Below are 22,135 nucleotides of genomic sequence, written 5' to 3'. Positions count from 1 at the left end.
CGTGTTAACATTGTTGCATCTGCTTTCCGCGGTAGCGCTGCTGGTTTGGGGGACGCATATTGTCCGTACCGGGATCATGCGTGTCTACGGTGCCCGCCTGCGGCAGGTGCTGAGCAGAAGCGTAGAAAAAAAACCGATGGCATTCATGGCGGGTATCGGCGTTACGGCGCTGGTCCAAAGCAGTAACGCCACGGCAATGCTGGTCACCTCGTTTGTCGCCCAGGGCCTGGTGGCGCTGACGCCGGCCCTGGTGATTATCCTGGGCGCCGATGTCGGTACCGCGCTGATGGCCCGGGTGCTGACGTTTGACTTATCCTGGCTCTCCCCCCTGCTGATCTTTATCGGCGTCTGCCTGTTCCTGAGCCGTAAGCAATCGCGCGTCGGCCAGATAGGCCGGGTGTGTATCGGCCTGGGCCTGATCCTGCTGGCGCTGGAGCTGATTGTCGCCGCCTCGACCCCCATTACCCAGGCCAACGGCGTCAAGGTGCTGTTTTCATCACTGACCGGCGATGTGGTGCTCGACGCCCTGCTCGGCGCACTGTTCGCCATTATCAGCTACTCAAGCCTGGCGGCGGTGCTGCTGACCGCGACGCTGACCGCCACCGATGTGATTTCCTTTAAGGTGGCCCTGTGCCTGGTTATCGGCGCCAACCTGGGCAGCGGCATCCTGGCGATGATCAACGCCAGCGGGCAAAACGCGGAAGGCAAACGCGTGGCGCTGGGCAGCCTGCTGTTCAAGCTGGTCGGCGGCCTGGTGGTATTGCCGGCCATCTCATTCCTGGCCGGCCTGCTTGGGCGCCTGCCGGTCAGCGCCTCGGAGCTGGTGATCTATTTCCATGTTTTTTATAACCTGATTCGCTGCCTGCTCCTGGTGCCGTTCGCCGGGCCGATGGCGCGCTTATGTACACAATGGATCGGCGATACGGCGGTCGGCGACGTGGGCGTGCGCCCGCGTCATCTGGATACCAGCGCCCTGGATACGCCCGCGCTGGCGCTGGCCAATGCCTCACGGGAAACACTGCGCATGGGCGATGTAGTGGAAAGCATGCTGCTGCTGCTTCGTGAAGTGCTGCACGGCCAGCCGAATAAAGACCGGGAAATACGCCGGCTGGATGATGATGTCGACGTGCTGTACACCGCCATCAAACTCTATCTGGCCCAGATGCCGAAAGAGGATCTGGAGGAAGCGGATTCCCGCCGCTGGGCCGAGATTATCGAAATGGCGCTCAACCTGGAACAGGCCGGGGATATTATCGAGCGCATGGCCGGGGATGTGGCCGCCAAGTCTCTGGCCACGCGCCGGGCCTTTTCCACCGAGGGGCTGCAGGAGCTTGATACGCTGCACGAACAGCTGATGTCCAACCTGCGCCTGAGCCTGTCGGTGTTCCTGACCGGCGATATCACCAGCGCGCGGCGCCTGCGCCGCGCCAAACATCGGTTTCGCATTACCGACCGGCGCTATGCCCATGCCCATGTGGATCGCCTCCACCAGCAAAATGTGCAGAGCCTGGAAACCAGTTCGCTGCACCTTGGGCTGCTCGGGGATATGAAGCGGATGAACTCCCTATTCTGTTCGGTGGCCTATAACGCGTTGGAACTCAATGAAGAGGACGAGGCGGAAGAGAATGAGGAGCGGCGCGACAAAGCATCCACCCCGCTCTAAAGGCCCGTCATCCCTGGTTCGTCCGGGCGCCCACGCGCCCGTGCGGGGATAACGTCAACCAAACAGGTTGTGGTGCAGGGTCTTGACCACTTGTTCCGCGTCCTGTCCCGGCACCAGCAGGCACAGGTTATGGCTGCTGGCGCCATAGCAGATCAGCCGGATATTAAACGGGTCCAGTACGCCAAATACATCTTTACCCACCCCGCAGGCCTGGGAGAGCTTATTGCCGATCAGGGCGATCAGCGCCAGGTTCTCTTCAACCTCCACCCGGCACAGGGATGAGAGTTCCGTCAGCAGGGACGTGGTCAACAGGCTGGCGCTGGACGAAGTCGATCCCGTGGTGTCCATGGTCAGCGCCACGCTCACCTCGGACGTGGTAATCAAATCCACGGAAATATAATGGCGCGCCAGGATATTGAACACTTCGGCCAGGAATCCGCGCGCCTGCAGCATATTCAGACTGTGCAGGGTCAGCAGCGTTTGCCGGCGGCGCAGGGCAATGGCGCGGAACAGCGGTGGATTGAGCGTTTTATTGCACACCAGGGTGCCGCCGGCATGAGGGTCCTTACTGGACCCGACAAAAACCGGAATATCGCTGCGCACCGCCGGCAACAAGGTGGCGGGATGCAGGATTTTGGCGCCGAAGGTGGCCATTTCCGCCGCCTCCTCGAAACTGATTTCATCAATGCGCTTGGCCTCGGGCACGACGCGCGGGTCGGTGGTATAGATACCGGGCACATCGGTCCAGATGTCGATGCGCTGGGCCTGCAGCGCTTCGCCCAGCAGGGCGGCGGTATAATCGCTGCCGCCCCGTCCCAACGTGGTGGTGCGCCCTTTGGCCTCACTGCCGATAAAGCCCTGGGTAATGATCAGCGCCGCGTCGATGCGCGGCAGCAGCAGGCTTTGGGTTAATTCCTTAAGGACGGCGATCTCCGGCTCGGCATGGCCGAAACGGTCATTGGTACGCATCACCTTGCGAATATCGAACCATTGGGCCTGCGCCTGGCGCTGGCGCAGCACCTCAACGAACAGCAGCGTCGACATCAGTTCGCCGTGGCTGACCAGCTCATCGGTCAGGGCATGGGATGTGGCGAGGCCCGCCGCCTCGGACAGCATGGCGATATTATCGAGCATGCGGTCAATTTCCTCGCGAATCACCCGCGAATCGGCCAGCCGGTCGATAATGGCATACTGTATGCGGCGGATTTCATCCAGATGAAAGGCGCGGCGCTCGGGTTCTTTGCCTTCAGCCAGCGCCACCAGCAAATTGGTGACGCCCGCCGAGGCGGACAACACCACCAGACGGACGGCGGCATTGGACAGCACGATATCCGCGCTGCGGTTCATCGCGTCGTAATCGGCGACGCTGGTGCCGCCGAACTTCGCCACGATAGGGGACTGTATTGATTCTGCCATGCTATTAATGCCTCTAATGCCTCGTGTCAGGATGCCATCCTTGATGACAACATATTAAGCTTTTGGCACGAGTCAGGGGCGGGAAACAGGGAGCAGGCGTAGAAGACTACGGTACACCCAGAAGCGCCCCACCGTGCCTATCGCCAATGGCGAAAATGCCGGTGACAACCCATGGGATTCAGCCCATGCGGCCGGTAACGCCGGCCCGTTTGCCGTACGCTGCCTCGGCGTCGCTCCCCCTTGGGTTTCATCAGCGGAAAACGGATCCTCCGAAACCTTGCCTGGGCGACGCGCCTCTTCTGGTTCACGCAACGGGTGCGCTACTAGGACCTTACAAATAGCGGGTAATTACCCCGGTGTCAACGGGCAGCGCATGATGCAAACGCATTTATCCTGAAAAGAGGGCAATCGCAAGAAAAGGGGTCGCAACTCGTGAGCTACGCGATACAATCATTGTCATCACGTCTTTTTATTCTCAATAAGAGCGTTGCCTATGAAAAACATAAACCCTAGCCACACCGCGGCCTGGAAAGCGCTGCAGCAGCATTTTGAACACATGAAGGATGTTACCATCAGCGAACTGTTCGCCAGGGACAACTCCCGTTTCGACACCTTCTCCGCCACCTTTGACGACCAGATGCTGGTCGATTATTCCAAAAATCGCATTACCCATGAAACGCTGGAAAAATTGCAGGCCCTGGCCCGGGAGTGCGATCTCGACGGGGCCATCAAGTCGATGTTCTCCGGTGAAAAGATCAACCGCACCGAAGATCGCGCGGTGTTGCACGTGGCCCTGCGTAACCGCAGCAACACGCCGATCCTGGTGGACGGCAAAGACGTGATGCCGGATGTGAACGCGGTATTGGCCAAGATCAAGCAATTCTGCCACAGGGTCATCGGCGGTGAATGGAAAGGCTATACCGGCAAAGCGATCACCGACGTGGTGAATATCGGTATCGGCGGCTCGGATCTCGGGCCTTATATGGCGACCGAAGCGCTGCGCCCGTTTAAAAACCACCTGACCATGCACTTCGTATCTAATGTCGACGGCACCCATATCGCCGAAACGGTCAAGCACCTCGACCCGGCCACCACCCTGTTCCTGGTGGCGTCGAAAACCTTTACCACCCAGGAAACCATGACCAACGCCCACAGTGCGCGCGATTGGTTCCTGCAGACCGCCGGCGATGAAAAACACGTCGCCAGGCACTTTGCCGCCCTGTCCACCAATGCCAAGGCCGTGGGTGAATTCGGCATCGATACCGACAATATGTTTGAGTTCTGGGACTGGGTCGGCGGCCGTTATTCCCTGTGGTCGGCCATCGGCCTGTCCATTGCCCTGTCCGTGGGTTTTGACAATTTTGAACAGCTGCTCAGCGGCGCCCATGCCATGGATCGCCATTTCCGGGACACCCCGGCGGAACAAAACCTGCCGGTGCTGCTGGCCTTGATCGGCATTTGGTATAACAATTTCTACGGCATGGAAACAGAAGCCATCCTGCCCTACGATCAGTATATGCACCGTTTCCCCGCGTATTTCCAGCAGGGTAATATGGAGTCCAACGGCAAGTACGTGGATCGCAACGGCCATCCGGTGGATTACCAAACCGGCCCGATTATTTGGGGTGAACCGGGCACCAACGGCCAGCATGCCTTTTACCAGCTGATTCACCAGGGCACCAAAGTGGTTCCCTGCGATTTTATCGCCCCGGCGATAAGCCATAATCCGCTCAGCGATCATCACGCCAAGCTGCTGTCGAACTTCTTTGCGCAAACCGAGGCCCTGGCGTTTGGTAAATCTTTGCAGGTGGTCGAGGACGAATTCGCGGCGGCGGGTAAAACCCCGGATCAGGTCGGGCACGTGGCGCCTTTCAAAGTCTTCGCCGGCAATCGGCCGACCAATTCCATACTGCTCAGGGAAATCACCCCTTACAGCCTGGGCGCGCTGATTGCGCTGTATGAACATAAAATCTTCACCCAGGGCGTTATCCTGAACATCTACACCTTTGACCAATGGGGCGTGGAACTGGGTAAACAGCTGGCGAACCGGATCCTGCCGGAACTGGCGGCCGATGACCGGGTCACCAGCCATGACAGCTCCACCAATGGCCTGATTAACTGCTTTAAAAACTGGCGCGGCTGATACGCGCCGAAGGCCTTGCAGGACGGCCAGGGAACGGCCGCCGGGAGGCCGTCATATCCGGCGGTTGCGCTGCTTGCGCCGGGTGTTGCAGAAAACAGCCGTGGTGTTAACTGTTTGTTACTTGGCGGCTTTTTGGCACTCTTTAAGGATTTTCCTAAAAACCAGCCGCGCCTGTTTTCAGAATAAGGCGCATCGTTGCGGGCAGGGAATATAAAAACCGGCTCTAAGGCCTTATTTTAAAACACGCAGACGGCTTATATACTTTTGGGCGTATAAGCCTCCTCATTGAGGTACTGACAGCGGAATTATCTGATTTTGCCCCTTGGCGTGAACTTCTCATTCACCGAAAAATTGTGCCCTAAATCGCATTACTGGTGATTAATTTTGCTTTTATGCAACAAAAGAGGGCATTTCACTACTTTGCCGCGTACCAATGCGGTGTCGCGCATTTTTTCGGCTAAATCAGGGATGATGAATGCAAGATATATTTTATTGCATTATATTCCTTTATGATGCTTATATAAGGCAAATCATCATTTCATTGCTTTATAGTCATCATCCTCATGAATCAAAGGTAATAAATATGAATAAACTGTTTAGTGTAGTAATGGCTGCAATGTTGATGGCTAGTGGTTCTTATGCGTTAGCTGCCACGCCGGGTAACAGTAGCGGTAACACCGAGACTGCTTCTGGTCTGAGCGCCGGGGCTGCCACGGCAGTCGGCGTTGGTGCGGTCGCACTGTTAGCTGGAGTGGCCTTAATCGGCGCTCATAATGACGATAACGGTGACGGTAATGGCAATACCGGTACCGGCACCACCACCTCAACGGTGCAGTAATAATAACTATTCGATAACCACACGCAAGTGTGGTTATTTTTTGGTCTCCTTTCGTTTGGGATAAACGACGTGCGCTATTTATTTATGGTGGTGGTGTGCTTTCTGGTGGCCGCTTGCAGTCAGTCGCAACAAGGTATCGGTGAAACATTCAAACTGGCGCTGTTCGGCACGCCGGACGTTGAATTAACACCGGAGCAGGTCCATGACATTCCCTACGCCAGTATTTACGCGCGCATCAATGACGGCGCGCAGATCTTCATGGTCTTGGCTTATGCCGAAAACGGCGATTTAAAATGGGTTTCGCGCGATAAAGCCATGCTGGTGACCCGCAATGGCCGCCTGATCAAAACCCTTGGCCTGCCCGATAATCTCCTCGAAGTCACCAACCTGGCCTCCGATCCGCTGGCCCACGCTCAAAGGATTACCGACGGCACTGAATGGACCCGCATCCAGTCCTGGACGGAAGATAAACAACTACGTTCGGCAACCCTGACCTCCCGTTTCACCCTGGCGGGCACCGAGACTATTACCGTATTGAATGCGCCGCACGCCTACCGCGTCATCAATGAGGATGTTACGGTGGCCGAGCTCAACACGCATTATCAAAACCGCTTTTGGATCGAACCAGGCACCGGCGCCGTGCGCAAAGCCCAACAATATGTCGGGCCGGGTAATTTCCCGATTGAAACCATCACTTTAAATCCTTATAAGCCATGAAAAAACAACTCTTACTCGTAGTGAGTTTATGTGCTGGTTTTATTGCCTCCGCCGCAGCCGACAGTCGTGTGGCGGTTTATTCCCCAGGTCAATCGCAGCCCGTGGTCCTGACGGGGATTAATACCCTCCAGCAGCTGACCCTGGATCCGAAACTGGCCGGGCGTACCTGGTGGCCCGGCACCGTTATCGCGGAAAACCTGGCCACCGCCGTCCAGCAGGAGCAACAGCGGCAATTGCTGGCGCGCCTGAGCGCCCTGAGCGCCGATTTCCGCCAGGACAACGACTTGGATCTGGCCGATGCCGTTGATCGGGTGCGCGGCCAGATCGCCGCCCTGAAGGTGACCGGGCGTCAGTTCGTCTCGCTGGACGCGGACGTGATTCGCCTGCAGACCGGCGCCAACCGCAGGCTCGTGGGCGACTACAGCCTGTATACGCTGGCTAAGCCGACCAGCGTTTATGTGTTCGGCGCGGTGACGCCCACCGGTTCACAGCCGTTTCAGGTGGGCCGCGACGCGGATGATTATCTGCAGACCCACCAGCGCCTGAGCGGAGCCGAAAGAAGTTATGCCTGGATAATCCTGCCGGATGGGCAGGCCAAATCGGTGCCGGTGGCCTACTGGAACCGGCGCCACAATGAAGTGGCGCCGGGCAGTGCGATTTACGTGGGTTTTTCCTCGTGGTCATTGCCGCGGGCCTATCAGGACGTAAACGAAAAAATTGTTTCCTTGCTGACACACCGGATCCCTGACTGATGAAAACACAATATCTATTAAGTCTCATCGCGCTGTCAGTGGCCTCCGCTTGCCAGGCGGCCTCCTATACCGAGCCGCTGGGGCCATCGCAGATGGATATGGGCGGGGCCGGATTATTGCAAACCCCCTCCGGGCGCATGGCGAAGGACGGTGAATTCAGCCTGAACTACCGGGATAACGATCAGTACCGCTTTTATTCCATCAACGTGCAGCTGTTCCCCTGGCTTGAAAGTACTATCCGCTATACCGACGTCCGTACCCGGCAATACAGCGCCAATGAAAACTTCAGCGGCGATCAAACCTATAAAGATAAGGGTATCGATCTTAAATTGCGGTTATGGGAAGAGGGGTACTGGCTGCCCGAGACCTCGGTGGGTATCCGCGATTTTGGCGGTTCCGGCCTGTTTGACAGCGAGTTTATCGCCGCCAGCAAAGCCTGGGGTCCCCTGGACTTCACCCTGGGGCTTGGCTGGGGCTACCTGGGCAACAGCGGCAATGTGAAAAACCCGTTCTGCGAAGTTTCCGATCGCTACTGCACTCGTAATAATGCCCACCGCAGCGCCGGTTCATTTAACACCGGCGACTTCTTTCATGGCCCGGCCTCGCTGTTTGGCGGCGTGGAATACCAAACGCCGTGGCAGCCGCTGCGCTTTAAGCTGGAATATGAAGGCAATGATTACGAAGGGGATTTTGCCGGCCGGCTGAAGCAGGACTCGCCGGTCAACGTCGGCGCCATATACCGGCTTGGCAAATGGACGGATCTTAACCTGAGCTATGAACGCGGCAATACCGTGATGTTCGGCGTAACGTTTCGCACCAACTTTAACGACCTGACCCAGCAGCATCGCGACAGCGAAAAACCGGCTTATGCGCCGCAGCCGCAGACCGACATGCTCCAGCATCAGGTGGTGGCGCAGCAGCTGACCGATATGGACAGCAACGCCGGTTTTGCCGGCCCGCATATCCAGGTTAAAGATCGCACCTTGTATATGACCGGCGAGCAGTATAAGTACCGGGATAATGCAGAGGGTGTCGATCGCGCCAATCGGATCCTGGTCAATAACCTGCCGGCGAATATCGATACGCTGAAGGTGACCCAGACCCGGCAGAACCTGCCGCTGGTGACCACGGAAACCGACGTGAAGAGTTTGCAGGACACGCTGTCGGGCTACCCCCTGGGGCATGAGCAGCCGCTCAAGCAGCGCCGCACCGAGCCGGATGTGCCGAAAAACGCCGAACAGGGTTACTATATCGAACGGGACCGCCTGCAGCTTGGCTGGGCGCCGGTGCTTAACCAATCGTTCGGCGGGCCTGAATCGTTTTATATGTATCAAATCGGCGTCGAAGGCACGGCCAGTTATTGGCTGACCGACCATTGGGTGACCTCCGGTACCCTATTCGGCAATATCATCAATAACTATGACCGGTTTAACTTTACCGCGCCGCCGAGCGACTCGCATTTGCCGCGCGTCCGTACCCGGATTCGGGAATATGTGCAGAACGATGTTTATATCAGCAACCTGCAAACCACCTATATGGATCGCCTGGGCGACGGCTGGTACGGCCAGCTCTACGGCGGCTACCTGGAAATGATGTACGGCGGCGTCGGCGGTGAAGTACTGTACCGCCCGCTGGACAAGAACTGGGCGGTGGGTCTTGACGGTAACTACGTCAAGCAGCGCGACTGGGACAATATGATGCAGTTCGCCGACTATACCGTGGCGACCGGCAACCTGACCGGCTACTGGCAGCCCGGCTTTTTGGACGGCGTACTGGTTAAAGCCAGCGTCGGACGATACCTGGCCAAGGATAAGGGCGTCACCTTCGATGTCTCGCGCCGCTTCGACAGCGGGGTCACCGCCGGCGCCTTTGCCACCTTTACCAATGTCTCCAAAGAGGACTATGGCGAAGGGTCGTTTACCAAAGGATTCTATCTCTCGATTCCGCTGGATCTGCTGACGCCGACGCCGAACCGCAGCCGGGCGCAGCTGAACTGGATCCCGCTGACGCGTGACGGCGGCCAGATGGTCGGCCGGAAATACTATCTGTACGGTCTAACCGAAGAACGTTCGCCGGCGCTGGAATAGCGGCGGACAGATCTGATTTTAACGGCCTCCCTGCGGAGGCCTTTTTTTTGCCGCCGGCGCCTTAGCGCCCGGCGACCGGTATATTGCCGCCTGAAGAAACGCATTCTTCCCGCATCGGCAGGTTAATAAAATGGCGTTCTGAGCTACAATATCGGAGCTGACCACCTGAAACCATGGGGAACAGGATGACGGACGATCCCTCTATCGCCTTATTGGCATCCATCACCTGGCTGACTGACCAGGATCCGCCGCCATCGCCCGCCCTGGCGGACTGGTTGATGGAACAAGGGTCGATGACCCGGCGCCTCGAGCGCCATTGCCGGCGGGTTACCATCCGCCGCGGCCGCGAAGGTTATTTCCCGGCCCAGGCGCTGGGAGACGATATCGCTCTGTTGCCGCCAAGCGATCGCTACTGGCTGCGCGAAATCGTCTTATGCGGGGATGAACGGCCCTGGCTGGCCGGCCGCACCTTGGTGCCCGAAAACGCCATGAACGGAGCGGAGTGGGCGCTCACCACGCTGGGAGATATCCCCCTGGGCCGCTGGCTGTTCCGCGGCCGGGCGCCGGAGCGGGACTTTATCCAACTGGGCCGCGCTGACGGCCTGTGGGCGCGGCGCTCCTGCCTGCGGCCGGACGGTAAGCCGTTATTGCTGACCGAACTGTTTTTACCCCAAGCCCCGCTGTATTGTTAAGCGCCGTGCGAGAATGATGAAGTAAAGGAGAAATAAGTGGAACAAAGCGCCACGATGGGCAAATGGCAGGCCTGGTGCCGCCTGATGCGCATTGATAAACCCATTGGTTCTCTGTTATTGCTTTGGCCGACCCTGTGGGCTTTATGGCTGGCGGGAAGCGGCACGCCCGCTTTCGGCACGCTGGTGGTATTTGTCCTCGGGGTGTTTTTCATGCGCGCCGCGGGGTGTGTCGTCAATGATTATGCCGATCGCAAGATAGACGGCCACGTCAAGCGTACGGCATCCCGCCCTTTGCCCAGCGGTCTTATCAGCGAAAAAGAAGCCAAGATCATCTTTGTGGTCCTGGTAGGGGTGTCGTTTGGGCTGGTGCTGACGCTTAATACCATGACCATTGCACTATCGGTGGCGGGACTGGCGCTGGCCTGGGCGTACCCCTTTATGAAGCGGGTAACCCATCTGCCGCAACTGGTGCTGGGCGCGGCGTTCGGCTGGTCGATACCGATGGGCTACGCGGCGGTCAGTGAGTCCTTACCTCTTTCCTGCTGGCTGCTGTTTGCCGCCAATATCCTCTGGACGGTGGCGTACGATACGCAGTACGCCATGGTGGATCGCGATGACGATATCCGTATCGGCGTCAAATCCACCGCCATCCTTTTTGGGCGCCATGACAAACTGATTATCGGCCTGCTGCAAGCGGCGACGCTGCTGTTGCTGGTCTGGCTGGGAATACGGTCTGCGCTGGGGGTGATGTTCTATACGTCCCTGGCGCTGGCGGGGGCGTTATTTGTCTATCAGCAAAAACTGATCGCGCGGCGGGAACGGGATGCCTGTTTTAAAGCTTTTTTAAACAATAACCTGGTGGGTATGCTGATTTTTATCGGTATTGCCCTGAGTTTTTTCGGCCAGGGCCGTTTATAGCAGCGCGGTAAAGACGGGCGATGCGTTGGCATACGCCCGTTGCGTTTCTTACACCGTGGACGGGGAAGCGTCTTCCGGCGTTGCGGCCAGCAGGCTGGCGCTGTTAATGGTCAGCTGTACCTCCGGCGTCATCAGTTCGCTCAGGATTTCGCTCATCTCATTGACCTTCTCTCCGATGGCATCGCCGGTGTCGCTAATATAATGTTCATCCCGCAGCGTCGCCACCAGGGTGGAGAATACCGCTTTATCAAAAAACTCCGGCGCGTTGATGCCATGCAACACCGAAAGTCGCTGGGCCATAATCCGGCTTTCCTTCTCCAATGTGCCGCGATTGATCCGGGGATTAAAACGCAGCAATGAAAAGGTAATGGCATACCGTTGCAATGTCTCGCGCACGCCCGCCGCCAGCAGTTGCAAGGTAAATGATTGCGGAGGGTTCAAGAACAACCGCCCCTCGCGCTCGGCAATCAGCTCCTGGCGCGACAGTTCCCCGATGAGCGCGTCGATGACCGGGCCGAGCTGCGACGTCTCGTAGCGCATGAACAGCTCGGCTTTCATCAGTGGGTAAAGCAAATCGATACGGCGTGCCAGCTGCGCGCGATCGATGCCGGGATGGCCGATAATGATACTGGCGACCAACGCGGGCAGGATAAACAGATGCTGGATATTATTGCGGTAATAGGTCATCAGTACCGCCTGCTCGCGGGACAGGTAGATGATATCGCCAATGGTATCCTGCTCGACGCTGAATTTGTTCATCGCCAGGGCATGCTCCAACAGGTCCTGCGCCGTGGTGTCCGGCACCGTGACGTCATCGGCGTAGGGCACATTGCGCATCAGTTCCAGATAGCAGGCCAACTGCTGCAAAAGCTGCTCGCGGGTTAACGAACGCTGGCGGGAGGCCAGCAACACCGTGGAACACAGGTTGATGGCGTTTGCCGCCGCGGCGTTATTAATGCGCACCATGATTTTCGCGGCGATGTCATCCACCGCCGGCGCCAGCCAGCCGGGACGCTGGGCTTCGATGGGGTCGATGGAATCACGCCAGTGCGGTACCTGCTGGTTAAGATAGGCGCTTAACGACAGCGGCTCGCCAAAATTGACATAACCCTGTCCCAGGTTGCGTAACTTACGTAAACCGCGCACCATCTGCACAAAGCCTTCTTTTTCCTTGGTGGCGCCCCGTAATTCCTTGGCGTAGGTCGCCACTTCCATAACATGTTCATAGCCGACATAGATGGGCACCAGCGTAATAGGCCGGTTGCCGCCGCGCAGCATCGCCTGGATGGTCATGGTCAATGTGCCGGTCTTGGGATCGAGCAGGCGCCCGGTACGCGACCGCCCGCCTTCCATAAAATATTCCACCGAATAACCCCGGGTAAATAACTCACCCAGATATTCGCGGAATATGGTGGAGTAAAGTTTATTGCCCTTGAAGGTACGCCGGATAAAAAACGCGCCCAGCCGACGAAAAATCGGACCCGCCGGCCAGAAGTTCAGGTTAATGCCGGCGGCGATATGCGGCGGCACCAGCCCCTGATGATATAGGACATAGGACAGCAGCAGATAATCCATATGGCTGCGGTGACAGGGCACATAGACAATCTCATGGCCGTCCTCGGCCAGTTGCCGGACGCGTTCGGCATTGCGCACGTGCAGGCCCTGGTATAGCCGGTTCCAGGTCCAGCTTAATACCCGATCCGACAAGCGCACGGCTTCATAGGAAAAATCCGCCGCAATTTCTTCCATCAGCTCGATGGCGTTTTGCTGCGCTTTATCAGTCGAGATTTTTTTAGCGCGGGCTTCGTCCTCCACGGCTTTTTCAATCGCCTTGGACGCCAGCAGCTTATTAAATAAATCCTGACGGACAGGCAACCGCGGCCCCACAGCCACCAGGCGTTGGCGGGCAAAATGAATCATGGCGACGCGTGCCAGCTTCTGCGCGATGGTTTTATCGGTGCCATGCTCGGTCGCCATATAGCGCATGGACAGCGGACGGGAAAAACGCACAAAGCTGTCGCGCCCCAACCACAAGACGGCGATAAACTTCTGGAAACCATTGAGGAGGCGCAACTGGGGCGCCGGCTGGTTCTGCTGCGCTTCACGGCCGGGCGATCGTCCGAACATAACGGATACCGGCACCATCTGGACATCAAGCTGCGGATTATTGCGATGTAAATCCAGATAATCGTGAAACAGCTTCACGGATTCCAGTTTTTCGGAAAAATAGCGAAAAATACGGGGGCCATCGTGGATAAAGACGTAGCGCGGCAAGACGACGCCGTCGATCTCCAGCGGTATCAGCGGATCGGACAACCCCAGTTGCAGACATTGCGCGCGCAGGGTGAGCAGGTCCGTCTTGGAGTTATAGGGCAAAACATACATCATTGGCCGCAGCGGGTCCAAGCCGGCTTCTTGCCGGGGATTGGCGGGAATGGCTTTACTCCGCACCAGTAGCCTGAGCGGTAAATTCAACAACGTATAATAAATAGTACGCCAGCCTGACATATCTTCGTGAAGCCTCTTGTTAGCATTGCGCCACAAGAATACCAGAAACCGCGCGACAGATCTGTGGTGATGCGAACGAGAAGAAACGGTAATATAGGCACAATTTTTCTTTAGCGCGCAAAATTATGGCAAACCAAACCAACGGACTTCGGCGCATCTTTAACGCCATGGGCTATTCCATAAAAGGATATCGCGCCGCCTGGCGGCATGAAGCCGCTTTTCGCCAGGAAGTGGTGGTTGCCGTGGTGGCGGTTGCCCTTGCCTGTTACCTGGAGCCAGAACCCGTGGCGCGGATTTTATTGATCGGTTCGGTATGGCTGGTGCTGATCATTGAGATCGTGAATAGTGCTATTGAAGCGGTGGTGGATCGCATCGGGCCGGAGCTGCATCCACTTTCTGGCCGGGCGAAGGACCTGGGCTCGGCGGCGGTGACCCTGGCCATTGTTTTGGCGCTGTTCGTGTGGATAACGCTGTTATGGCGGTATATTCCTTAAAATGGCCGGCGCGGCCGGTCGTCGGCAGGGTTTTATCACATTTTGCAACGCTTGTGGTTTTCAATTGCTGCGGACCTGTATATACTCACAGAAAGACTGTATAAACAAACAGGGGACGGAATGAAAGCATTAACCGCCAGACAACAAGAGGTATTTGACCTCATCCGCGATCATCTTGCGCAAACCGGCATGCCGCCGACCCGGGCGGAGATCGCGCATCGTCTGGGATTTAAATCCCCTAACGCCGCCGAAGAGCACCTTAAGGCGCTGGCGCGCAAGGGCGCCATCGAAATCGTTTCCGGCGCCTCGCGCGGCATCCGGTTATTGATAGAAGAAGAAACCGGCCTGCCGCTGATCGGCCGCGTGGCCGCCGGAGAACCCCTGCTGGCCGAACAGCATATCGAAAGCCATTACCAGATCGATCCCGATCTGTTTAAGCCCCACGCGGATTTCCTGCTGCGTGTCAGCGGCATGTCCATGAAGGATATCGGCATCATGGACGGCGATCTGCTGGCGGTGCATAAAACCCAGGATGCCCATAACGGTCAGGTCGTGGTGGCGCGAATCAATGACGAGGTCACGGTAAAACGCCTGAAAAGACACGGTAACATCGTTGAGTTGCTACCGGAAAACAGCGAGTTTTCGCCCATTATTGTCGATTTGCGCGAGCAGGAAATGTCCATCGAAGGTTTAGCGGTCGGCGTTATCCGCAACGGCAACTGGATTTAACTCACGGTGCTCCATGGCATCCTGAATATCCCTTATCCCGCGTCAGCGAGAATTTTATGGCGGATAACCGGCGACGCGGAATGCGGGTTCGCCGCCATAAAAGTGCTGCGGCGCGGCCGCTGCCGCTAGCGGTATTTATATTTAGTTACAATTAGCGGTGTACGGGCTGATACCTTCTACCTACTGTTTTATTTCACCTTATAGCCCATACGGCGTTTATAACCCTGCCAATATGGTCTAATCATCTGCTGAATAAACCTTATGCCAAATCCCCTGCTATACTTTAGACATAGGGTTAACTTATGACATGCAGGTTTTGGGACGCAATACGTGTCCTCGCTATGCGCTAATAAAACCTGGAGTGGCAGATGTTGACTGAGAAACCGATAACCAAGGAGAACTCCGATGAACAAAGATGAAGCCAGCGGTAATTGGAAACAGTTCAAAGGTAAAATGAAAGAACAATGGGGTAAGCTTACTGACGATGATCTGACGGTAGTTGAAGGTAAACGCGATCAGTTAATCGGTAAGATCCAGGAACGTTACGGTTACGGCAAAGAAGCCGCGGAAACGGAAGTAAAGGACTGGGAAACACGTAACAAATATCGTTGGTAATGATTTTTGGAAATCATGACTAATGCATATTCACTGTGCGGTTATGGCTTCCTTAAGTGTTCCTACCCAAAGGTACAAGGACGTACCACCTATTTTATATGATCCTATCAGCATTCCCCTCTTTTGCCGCCTCTCCAATGTATTAACCAAACGCGTTATCTCACTTCAGCCATAATAAACGTCATTTGCTCCCGGGTTCTTGTAAAAGCCAAAATGGGACGCTAGCGTTTCTTTATCGCTACGCTATGATCGTGTCCGCAGTCCTGGGGATTGTCACAAGCTTGCACTTCGGCGCATAAGGTACAAAACCCGTGTGCCTCGACGACATTATGGCGCATGGCGAAACCCGTGGCTTGCGCCATTTTTTGCAAAATATCTTCAATGCCTTCGGTTGATTGTTCAGTCACCTGGCCGCAGCGATCGCAGATAAAGAAGGCGGAGGTGTGACTGGGCTGCTCAAAATGGTGGCAAAGAACAAAGCTGTTAGTGGATTCCACTCTATGGATAAAACCTTGTTCCAGAAGGAAATCCAGCGCGCGGTAAATTGTCGGCGGCTTTGCCTGCGGTTCCGTCGCCCGCAGCAGATCAAGCAGGTCGTAAGCACTGATCGCGCCATCCTGCTGTGTCATCAGGCGCAACACTTCAAGTCGCTGTGGCGTCAGGCGCACGTTGCGTTGCTCACATAATTGTTCAGCCTGGCTGAGCAATTGAGACTGATCGGTGGTATTCATAGCGTTTCCCCCACTGCTGATTTCCGCCCTCTATCTTATCATGAAGGCGGAAAAACGCCGAATATTGGCGTGTTTTAACCCATATTGTCACCGGCAAAAGGGTGAGGGGACGGGGATCGGGGGCAGGTTTCTTTAGCTGTGGCGTTCGAACGGAGCCGCTGGTTTTCAGCAAACGGGATAACGGATATTGATACTATCTGTGACGCTGTTGGCAATAGCAATTAAATGGTATATCACCTGTTTATTACTGGCCTTGGTTTTCCGCTTAATATTTATTTTGTGAGAAGAAAGCGTTTTTTCTTTAATGTGCAATTGGGTACAGATATACATGGTGTCATAACCTGACATCCACATGGTTAAAATTTCTACTTCGGTCTTGCTAAAACGCAGCGGAGAGAACCCGATGGCGGCATCGTCATTGCGCCAGGCTTTGGTGTCCATAAAGTAACGGATTATCATTAACAATGTGCTGATCTTTATAAATTTTGATAAAATAATCACATTGTCCCTGATTGGCACGAAATCATGGAACTTAATATTCTCATTACCAATGAAAATAAAAAAAAGCGTCAAAGGCCGTTCGTCAATAATGGATTTTAATCCTTCTCCATCACCTTGATACTGGTAAGAGTTTTGATTAATAAAAACTATCGAAGGATTGGCGTTTTTGCATCTCATTCGCAACGTGCTGATATTGTCCACATCGCGAATGGCGCCTTTGATACCGCTTGCCGACAATGAGCTTTTAAGCGCGCATTTAGTATAAGTGCAAGGATCGAGTATAAATACTGTCATAATAATATCTGCAATTAGATTCATCCTGAAATAAAAAGGATTCGGATAAAAAATGACATAGGGGGATATTAAAATATAAAAATTACTGTCTATATCGATTTATCATTTTTCAACCTTTTATCAGCATGGCTGGATAAATTTGAATTAAGATCATGTGATAAATGATTATGATCGCTTTGTAAATCACTTGGGGAGGTATTGGGATGAAATGGTGCTTATTTGAGACGCCGTGGCCTTTTCACGCATTCTGGAAGCATAATTATTTAACAATCTTTAAACATTTACCTATGTTTAGTAAGAATTAAACATTAACATGGTTGATGAATCGCCGCATGGGGTGTTCGCTACCTAATAGGGTTTCTGTGATACACTACACAGATAATCTCCCTCTCTTCCTTAAACCCATTTTTATGCCTGCATATGACGTTATGACATTTTCAACCGAGGCTAACAGCCGGCTGGCCGTAGCGCCATTTTCCCCGCAGCGCTTTTCCGTCGCGCCGATGCTGGACTGGACCGATCGTCACTGCCGCTATTTTCTGCGCCAGCTGACCCGTCATGCATTGCTGTATACGGAGATGGTGACCACCGGCGCATTGCTATACGGCAAGGGCGACTACCTGGCCTATAACGAGGCCGAGCATCCGGTGGCGTTGCAATTGGGCGGCAGCGAGCCGGATGCATTGGCGCAATGCGCGCGCATGGGCGCGCTGCGCGGTTATGACGAAATTAATCTTAATGTCGGCTGCCCTTCCGACCGGGTACAAAACGGCCGCTTCGGCGCCTGCCTGATGGCTGAGCGCGAGCGGGTGGCCCATTGTATCGCCGCTATGCGCTCGGCGGTGTCGATTCCGGTGACAGTGAAAACCCGTATTGGTATAGACGAACAGGATAGTTATGAATTCTTGTGCGAGTTTATCCAGACTGTGGCTGAGCAGGGCGGCTGCGAGACCTTTATTATCCATGCGCGTAAGGCGTGGCTATCGGGGCTGAGCCCGAAGGAAAATCGCGAGATACCGCCGCTGGATTATGAACGCGTCTATCAGCTAAAACGCGATTTTCCTTCCTTGACGTTTGCCATTAATGGCGGCATCACGACGCTTGACGACGCCCAGCGGCATCTGAGCTGCCTGGATGGCGTGATGATAGGACGCGAGGCCTACCAGAATCCCGGTATGCTGTGCCAGGTGGACAGCCGGTTATTTGGTGTCGTTGATCCCCATGACACCATGACAGCGGTGGTGGAAGCCATGTTTCCTTATATGGAACGCGAGCTGGCGAACGGCACTTACCTCGGCCATATCACCCGCCATATGCTTGGGATATTCCAGGGCGTGCCGGGCGCGCGGCAATGGCGACGTCATCTGAGCGAAAACGCCCACAAGCCCGGCGCCGGTATTGAGGTGGTACGTCAGGCATTGGCCAAAGTGGCAAAAGCTGAACCGATGCGGTGCGTTGCCGAATAACTTTTGCCGGCTGCCCCCAGCCAATGGGTACCGCCATGCGCCGCCGGGGGCGAAAGCGCGTCATGAGGGCTATTGCGGCCATGGCGCGGGATTGAGGCTGCTGATAACGGCGATAATAACTATTAATTAGTCAAAAATACCATTCCTGCTTTGAGCACAACACTATTTTTCATTATTTTTCAATGGCCTGGCGCGCTACTTTATTGGCACGATTTTTGTAATATGTTTATTATCATCGCAATAGGCGCAGAAGGTCCAGCCTGCTGTGTCACCCCGATTTCAGGAGCCTGTAATGGTGGAATTCGTCTTTGTCATCGCATTCTTTTTCATGCTGCTGTTGACCGGTATCTCATTCCTGGGCGTACTGGCGGCGCTGGCGGTGGGTTTCCTGGTCATGATGTTTGCCGGCGTGCTGGTCATGGCGTTGAAACTGCTCCCCTGGCTGTTACTCGCGCTGGTGGTGGCCTGGATCTGGCGTACGGTTAACCCGCCCCGTTTTCCCCGCTATTAAGCTACCCGCCCGGGATGGGCGGCATAGGTGTTATATCTAATCCGAAGTCTTCCAGCTGGCGCCTTACCTGACAAGGGCAAGGCGCCAAAACGTTATTTTTGATATAATAATATTAGTATCCCATAAGCTTTTCAAAAACCCAGCGAATATCTCGATATTGCTTATTTATAGATTGCTATAGTAGCTCTCGTTATTTAAAGCTATGCGTCCACTCACATCGCTATATAAATGAGAGCTGCATTTCATTGAAGCTGGTGTGCATTTTTAATATATATTATTTATAATGCGTGGTATATCATGCAGCTAACTAAAGTTAAAATACATAAATCGTTATTTTATCGATTAGCTTTTTTTAAGCATTTTATTTGGATTTTTGTTTTTATAATCCTGATGTTGCACCCTGTTATCATTGATGTGCATGCTGCTGAGACGCCAGGTGCCGCTGTATTTATGAGTCGGACTTATATTTTAGGGGAAGGGGAAACGGTTGATTCTGTAGCAAGGAAATATCATATTACAGCGGAAAATTTAAAAAATTTGAATAAATTCCGTACTTTTTCGAAACCTTTCGCTTCATTGACGGCAGGGGATGAAATTGACGTGCCGGATGGCGACACCTTGAGTAAGCCTGGTTTGCCCATAGCCGTGGCGACCGACGATGATCAGCGGTTCATCAATAGGTTTACCACGCTTGGCACGATGATGTCCGCCGATCAATCCGATGGGGAGATGGGAGCAAGGGTTGGCTCGCTGGTGACCGGCGAGGCAGGCGCGGCCATGCAGAAATGGTTAAATCACTATGGTACCGCCAGGGTGAAGATCAATACCGATAATCGTTTCCGCTTCGTAAATAGCTCGCTGGATTTTTTATTACCTCTGTATGACGACGACTCTGCTATGTTATTTGTGCAATTGGGCGGGCGGAATAACGACGATAGGAACACCCTTAATATGGGATGGGGAATAAGAACCTATCATGATGCCTGGCTGTACGGGATGAATTTTTTCTACGATAACGACCTGACCGGCAACAATCGGCGGGCAGGCGTAGGCGCGGAGGCCTGGACCGATTACCTGAAATTATCCGCCAACAACTACTTTGCTTTGTCCGGCTGGCATCAGTCGCGGGATTATGCCGATTATAATGAACGGCCGGCGGACGGCTATGATGTGCGCGCACAAGCCTGGCTACCGGCCTGGCCGCAATTAGGCGGGAAACTCATCTATGAAAAATACCGCGGAGATGATGTGGCCTTGTTCGGCAGGGGAACCCGGGTGCAAAATCCTTATGCCGTGACGCTGGGGGTGAATTATACCCCTTTCCCGTTATTAACCCTGGGCGCAAATTACCGCATCGGAAAAGGTAATAATGAGGATACCTCTATCAACCTGCAGCTAAACTATCGCATCGGCGAGACGTGGCAAAAACAAATCGACCCCGCGGACGTTGCCGTTATGCGTACTCTGGCCGTAAGCCGTTATGATCTGGTCGAACGTAACAACGATATTGTTCTCGAATACCAGAAGCAAGAATTAATCCGCCTGATTTTACCAGAGCAGTTGACCGGAACCGCCGGTGAGACAATGCATATCAGCGCGCAGGTTATGGCAAAATATGGGCTGGCAAGGATTGATTGGGATGCCGCGGAGCTTGTGGGGGCGGGGGGCGCGGTAACCCTTCCTGCCACGGATGCCATCGACATCGTGCTGCCGCCGTTCCGGCAGGGAGGAGCTTCGGCCAACCGCTATCATCTGCGCGCGCGCGCCATCGACCAACAGGGCAATGGGTCAAACCAGGCACAGGTGGTCATCAACATCGTGGCCCCCGCCGAACAGCTAGTGATAAGTGGGCTTGCGGTGACGGTGGATAACGCCGAAGCGAACGGCGCCGCGGCTAATGAGGTTCAGGCCACCGTCACCCTGGCCGGGCGGGCGGTCGCCGGGCAGGCGGTCAACTTTAGCGCCACCAATGAGGCCACGGTGCCAAGTCCAGTGGTCACGGACCGCTTTGGTATCGCCACCGCCCGGATTACCTCGTTGAAAGGCGGTACCAGCCAGGTGAGGGCGACGGTCGCGGGCAGCAACCGCGCGGTGGATGTGCATTTTGCTGCTGTCGCCGCGCCGGACGAAGCCAACACGACGCTTGAGATTTTAACCAGCGGCGATAAAGTGGCCGACAATATTGACGCCCACCAGATTAAACTTACGGTAAGGGATATAAACAATCAGCCCCTGGCCGATCTGCCGGTGACCTTCTCGGCGGATAATGACGCCAGGGTGAATCCTGCCAGCGGACGCACGCGTGATGACGGTACCTTGATGGCAAGCGTCACCACCGATCGGCCGGGGCCGGTCAAGGTGACGGCGGCGGTCGAAGGTATCAGCAAAACCTCCGGGGAAATGCATTTTATCGAGCAGGTGGTGATGCTGAGTATCGCCGTTACGGCAAATGATGGTTTAAGCAACGGCCTCCAGCAAAATGTCGCTGAAATTATTGCCAAAGATGTTAACGGCATTCCTTTGCCAAATGTCCAGCTTGCGTTAAGCGCCGCCTATACCCTGCCTTCAAACCCGGGGACCTTAACCATTGATTCGTCAACCAACCCGGTGACAGATGGCAATGGCAGGGCGGAGGTGCGTTATACCAGTACCAGCAATGGCAGCGTGGTTCTCACCGCCGCATTGGGAAATGGGCAAAACTACTCCAGCACCGGCGGCCGTTTCGCGTCGCCTACCGCTACCTGGCGTGTTATCACCAATAATCAGCCCGCTGACGGCTTTTCACGTAATAGAATCGAAATAGACCTTCTTTCGCCGCGAGGCGAACCGGTGCCTAACGCAAGAATAGATATCACCTTTGTCCGGGTACAGTCTGGTGTCCAGCTGCCGTCAACTGCCGCGGCCGTCGTCAACCCTGTTTTTACCGGTGCTGACGGTATCGCCACCCTTGAAGCAACCAATGGCTCGGCGGAAGCAAATGTGGTGGTCCTGGGGGCATTAGCCGCTTATAACCTGGGCATGCAAATAAACAGTACAGGTAATTATATGAATTTTCTATAA

18 protein-coding genes and 1 riboswitch are annotated in these 22,135 nt (G+C 55.0%); of the genes, 14 read left to right on the top strand and 4 right to left on the bottom strand.

The features are described from left to right. Position 1: 1 nt before the first annotated feature. On the top strand, positions 2-1,663 hold the full coding sequence (locus ACL2XF_RS19330; RefSeq protein WP_410012634.1) for a Na/Pi cotransporter family protein: 1,662 nt from the start codon (positions 2-4) through the stop codon (positions 1,661-1,663). A gap of 54 nt (positions 1,664-1,717) precedes the next feature. Here the strand turns inward: ACL2XF_RS19330 and lysC are convergent, their stop codons facing one another. Continuing rightward, positions 1,718-3,079 (bottom strand): lysine-sensitive aspartokinase 3, encoded by a 1,362-nt coding sequence (lysC, locus tag ACL2XF_RS19325; protein WP_413721835.1) that lies wholly within the window; start codon positions 3,077-3,079, stop codon positions 1,718-1,720. A gap of 113 nt (positions 3,080-3,192) precedes the next feature. Further along, positions 3,193-3,386: riboswitch (Lysine riboswitch) on the bottom strand. A 186-nt stretch (positions 3,387-3,572) separates the two neighbouring features. On the opposite strand from lysC, the gene pgi reads away from it, so the two are divergent. From pgi to ubiA, 7 genes are all read left to right on the top strand, one after another. Further along, the gene (pgi, locus tag ACL2XF_RS19320; protein ID WP_413721836.1) at positions 3,573-5,222 is read left to right on the top strand and encodes a glucose-6-phosphate isomerase; all 1,650 of its coding nucleotides are present in this window, start codon (positions 3,573-3,575) and stop codon (positions 5,220-5,222) included. Positions 5,223-5,697: 475 nt separating this feature from the next. After that, on the top strand, positions 5,698-6,060 hold the full coding sequence (gene yjbE / locus ACL2XF_RS19315) for an exopolysaccharide production protein YjbE (protein WP_410012631.1): 363 nt from the start codon (positions 5,698-5,700) through the stop codon (positions 6,058-6,060). Positions 6,061-6,129: 69 nt separating this feature from the next. Beyond that, positions 6,130-6,777, top strand: coding sequence for a YjbF family lipoprotein (locus ACL2XF_RS19310; RefSeq protein ID WP_410012630.1), 648 nt, complete (start codon positions 6,130-6,132; stop codon positions 6,775-6,777). Continuing rightward, positions 6,774-7,529, top strand: coding sequence for a capsule biosynthesis GfcC D2 domain-containing protein (locus ACL2XF_RS19305; RefSeq protein ID WP_410012629.1), 756 nt, complete (start codon positions 6,774-6,776; stop codon positions 7,527-7,529). Before ACL2XF_RS19310 ends, ACL2XF_RS19305 begins: the two co-directional genes overlap by 4 nt. Further along, a complete protein-coding gene (locus ACL2XF_RS19300; RefSeq protein WP_413727380.1) occupies positions 7,529-9,616 on the top strand; it encodes a YjbH domain-containing protein in 2,088 nt (695 codons plus the stop codon). Before ACL2XF_RS19305 ends, ACL2XF_RS19300 begins: the two co-directional genes overlap by 1 nt. Positions 9,617-9,801: 185 nt before the next feature. Beyond that, a complete protein-coding gene (gene ubiC / locus ACL2XF_RS19295) occupies positions 9,802-10,308 on the top strand; it encodes a chorismate lyase (RefSeq protein WP_413727379.1) in 507 nt (168 codons plus the stop codon). A 54-nt stretch (positions 10,309-10,362) separates the two neighbouring features. After that, the gene (gene ubiA, locus ACL2XF_RS19290) at positions 10,363-11,226 is read left to right on the top strand and encodes a 4-hydroxybenzoate octaprenyltransferase (RefSeq protein WP_410016660.1); all 864 of its coding nucleotides are present in this window, start codon (positions 10,363-10,365) and stop codon (positions 11,224-11,226) included. Between the two features lie 48 nt (positions 11,227-11,274). On the opposite strand, the gene plsB is transcribed toward ubiA, so the two are convergent. After that, positions 11,275-13,734 (bottom strand): glycerol-3-phosphate 1-O-acyltransferase PlsB, encoded by a 2,460-nt coding sequence (gene plsB, locus ACL2XF_RS19285; protein WP_413727378.1) that lies wholly within the window; start codon positions 13,732-13,734, stop codon positions 11,275-11,277. A 125-nt stretch (positions 13,735-13,859) separates the two neighbouring features. Here plsB and ACL2XF_RS19280 point away from each other — a divergent pair, with 125 nt between their 5' ends. The 3 genes from ACL2XF_RS19280 to ACL2XF_RS19270 all read left to right on the top strand — a co-directional run bounded on the left by ACL2XF_RS19280 (position 13,860) and on the right by ACL2XF_RS19270 (position 15,572). Further along, positions 13,860-14,228: a diacylglycerol kinase gene (locus ACL2XF_RS19280; protein WP_413727377.1), complete on the top strand. Its 369-nt coding sequence runs from the start codon at positions 13,860-13,862 to the stop codon at positions 14,226-14,228. A gap of 120 nt (positions 14,229-14,348) precedes the next feature. Beyond that, positions 14,349-14,957, top strand: coding sequence for a transcriptional repressor LexA (lexA, locus tag ACL2XF_RS19275; protein WP_410012624.1), 609 nt, complete (start codon positions 14,349-14,351; stop codon positions 14,955-14,957). Between the two features lie 405 nt (positions 14,958-15,362). Then, positions 15,363-15,572: a CsbD family protein gene (locus tag ACL2XF_RS19270; RefSeq protein ID WP_410012623.1), complete on the top strand. Its 210-nt coding sequence runs from the start codon at positions 15,363-15,365 to the stop codon at positions 15,570-15,572. Positions 15,573-15,793: 221 nt separating this feature from the next. Here the strand turns inward: ACL2XF_RS19270 and zur are convergent, their stop codons facing one another. Together zur and rcsA are read right to left on the bottom strand one after the other, a co-directional pair. Continuing rightward, on the bottom strand, positions 15,794-16,303 hold the full coding sequence (gene zur / locus ACL2XF_RS19265; protein ID WP_410012622.1) for a zinc uptake transcriptional repressor Zur: 510 nt from the start codon (positions 16,301-16,303) through the stop codon (positions 15,794-15,796). A gap of 165 nt (positions 16,304-16,468) precedes the next feature. Next, a complete protein-coding gene (gene rcsA, locus ACL2XF_RS19260; RefSeq protein ID WP_413727376.1) occupies positions 16,469-17,098 on the bottom strand; it encodes a transcriptional regulator RcsA in 630 nt (209 codons plus the stop codon). Positions 17,099-17,526: 428 nt separating this feature from the next. Between rcsA and dusA the strand changes: the two genes are divergently transcribed. The 3 genes from dusA to ACL2XF_RS19245 all read left to right on the top strand — a co-directional run bounded on the left by dusA (position 17,527) and on the right by ACL2XF_RS19245 (position 22,135). After that, positions 17,527-18,564, top strand: coding sequence for a tRNA dihydrouridine(20/20a) synthase DusA (gene dusA, locus ACL2XF_RS19255; protein ID WP_410012620.1), 1,038 nt, complete (start codon positions 17,527-17,529; stop codon positions 18,562-18,564). Between the two features lie 292 nt (positions 18,565-18,856). Then, on the top strand, positions 18,857-19,075 hold the full coding sequence (gene pspG / locus ACL2XF_RS19250) for an envelope stress response protein PspG (protein ID WP_410012619.1): 219 nt from the start codon (positions 18,857-18,859) through the stop codon (positions 19,073-19,075). Between the two features lie 297 nt (positions 19,076-19,372). Then, on the top strand, positions 19,373-22,135 hold the full coding sequence (locus ACL2XF_RS19245; protein WP_413727375.1) for an inverse autotransporter beta domain-containing protein: 2,763 nt from the start codon (positions 19,373-19,375) through the stop codon (positions 22,133-22,135).

Source organism: Sodalis sp. RH19 (assembly GCF_047324215.1).
In the GTDB taxonomy this organism is placed as follows: Bacteria; Pseudomonadota; Gammaproteobacteria; order Enterobacterales; family Enterobacteriaceae; genus Acerihabitans.
The sequence above is the reverse complement of the archived record's forward strand: the minus strand, read 5'-3'. Positions and strand labels throughout refer to the sequence as shown.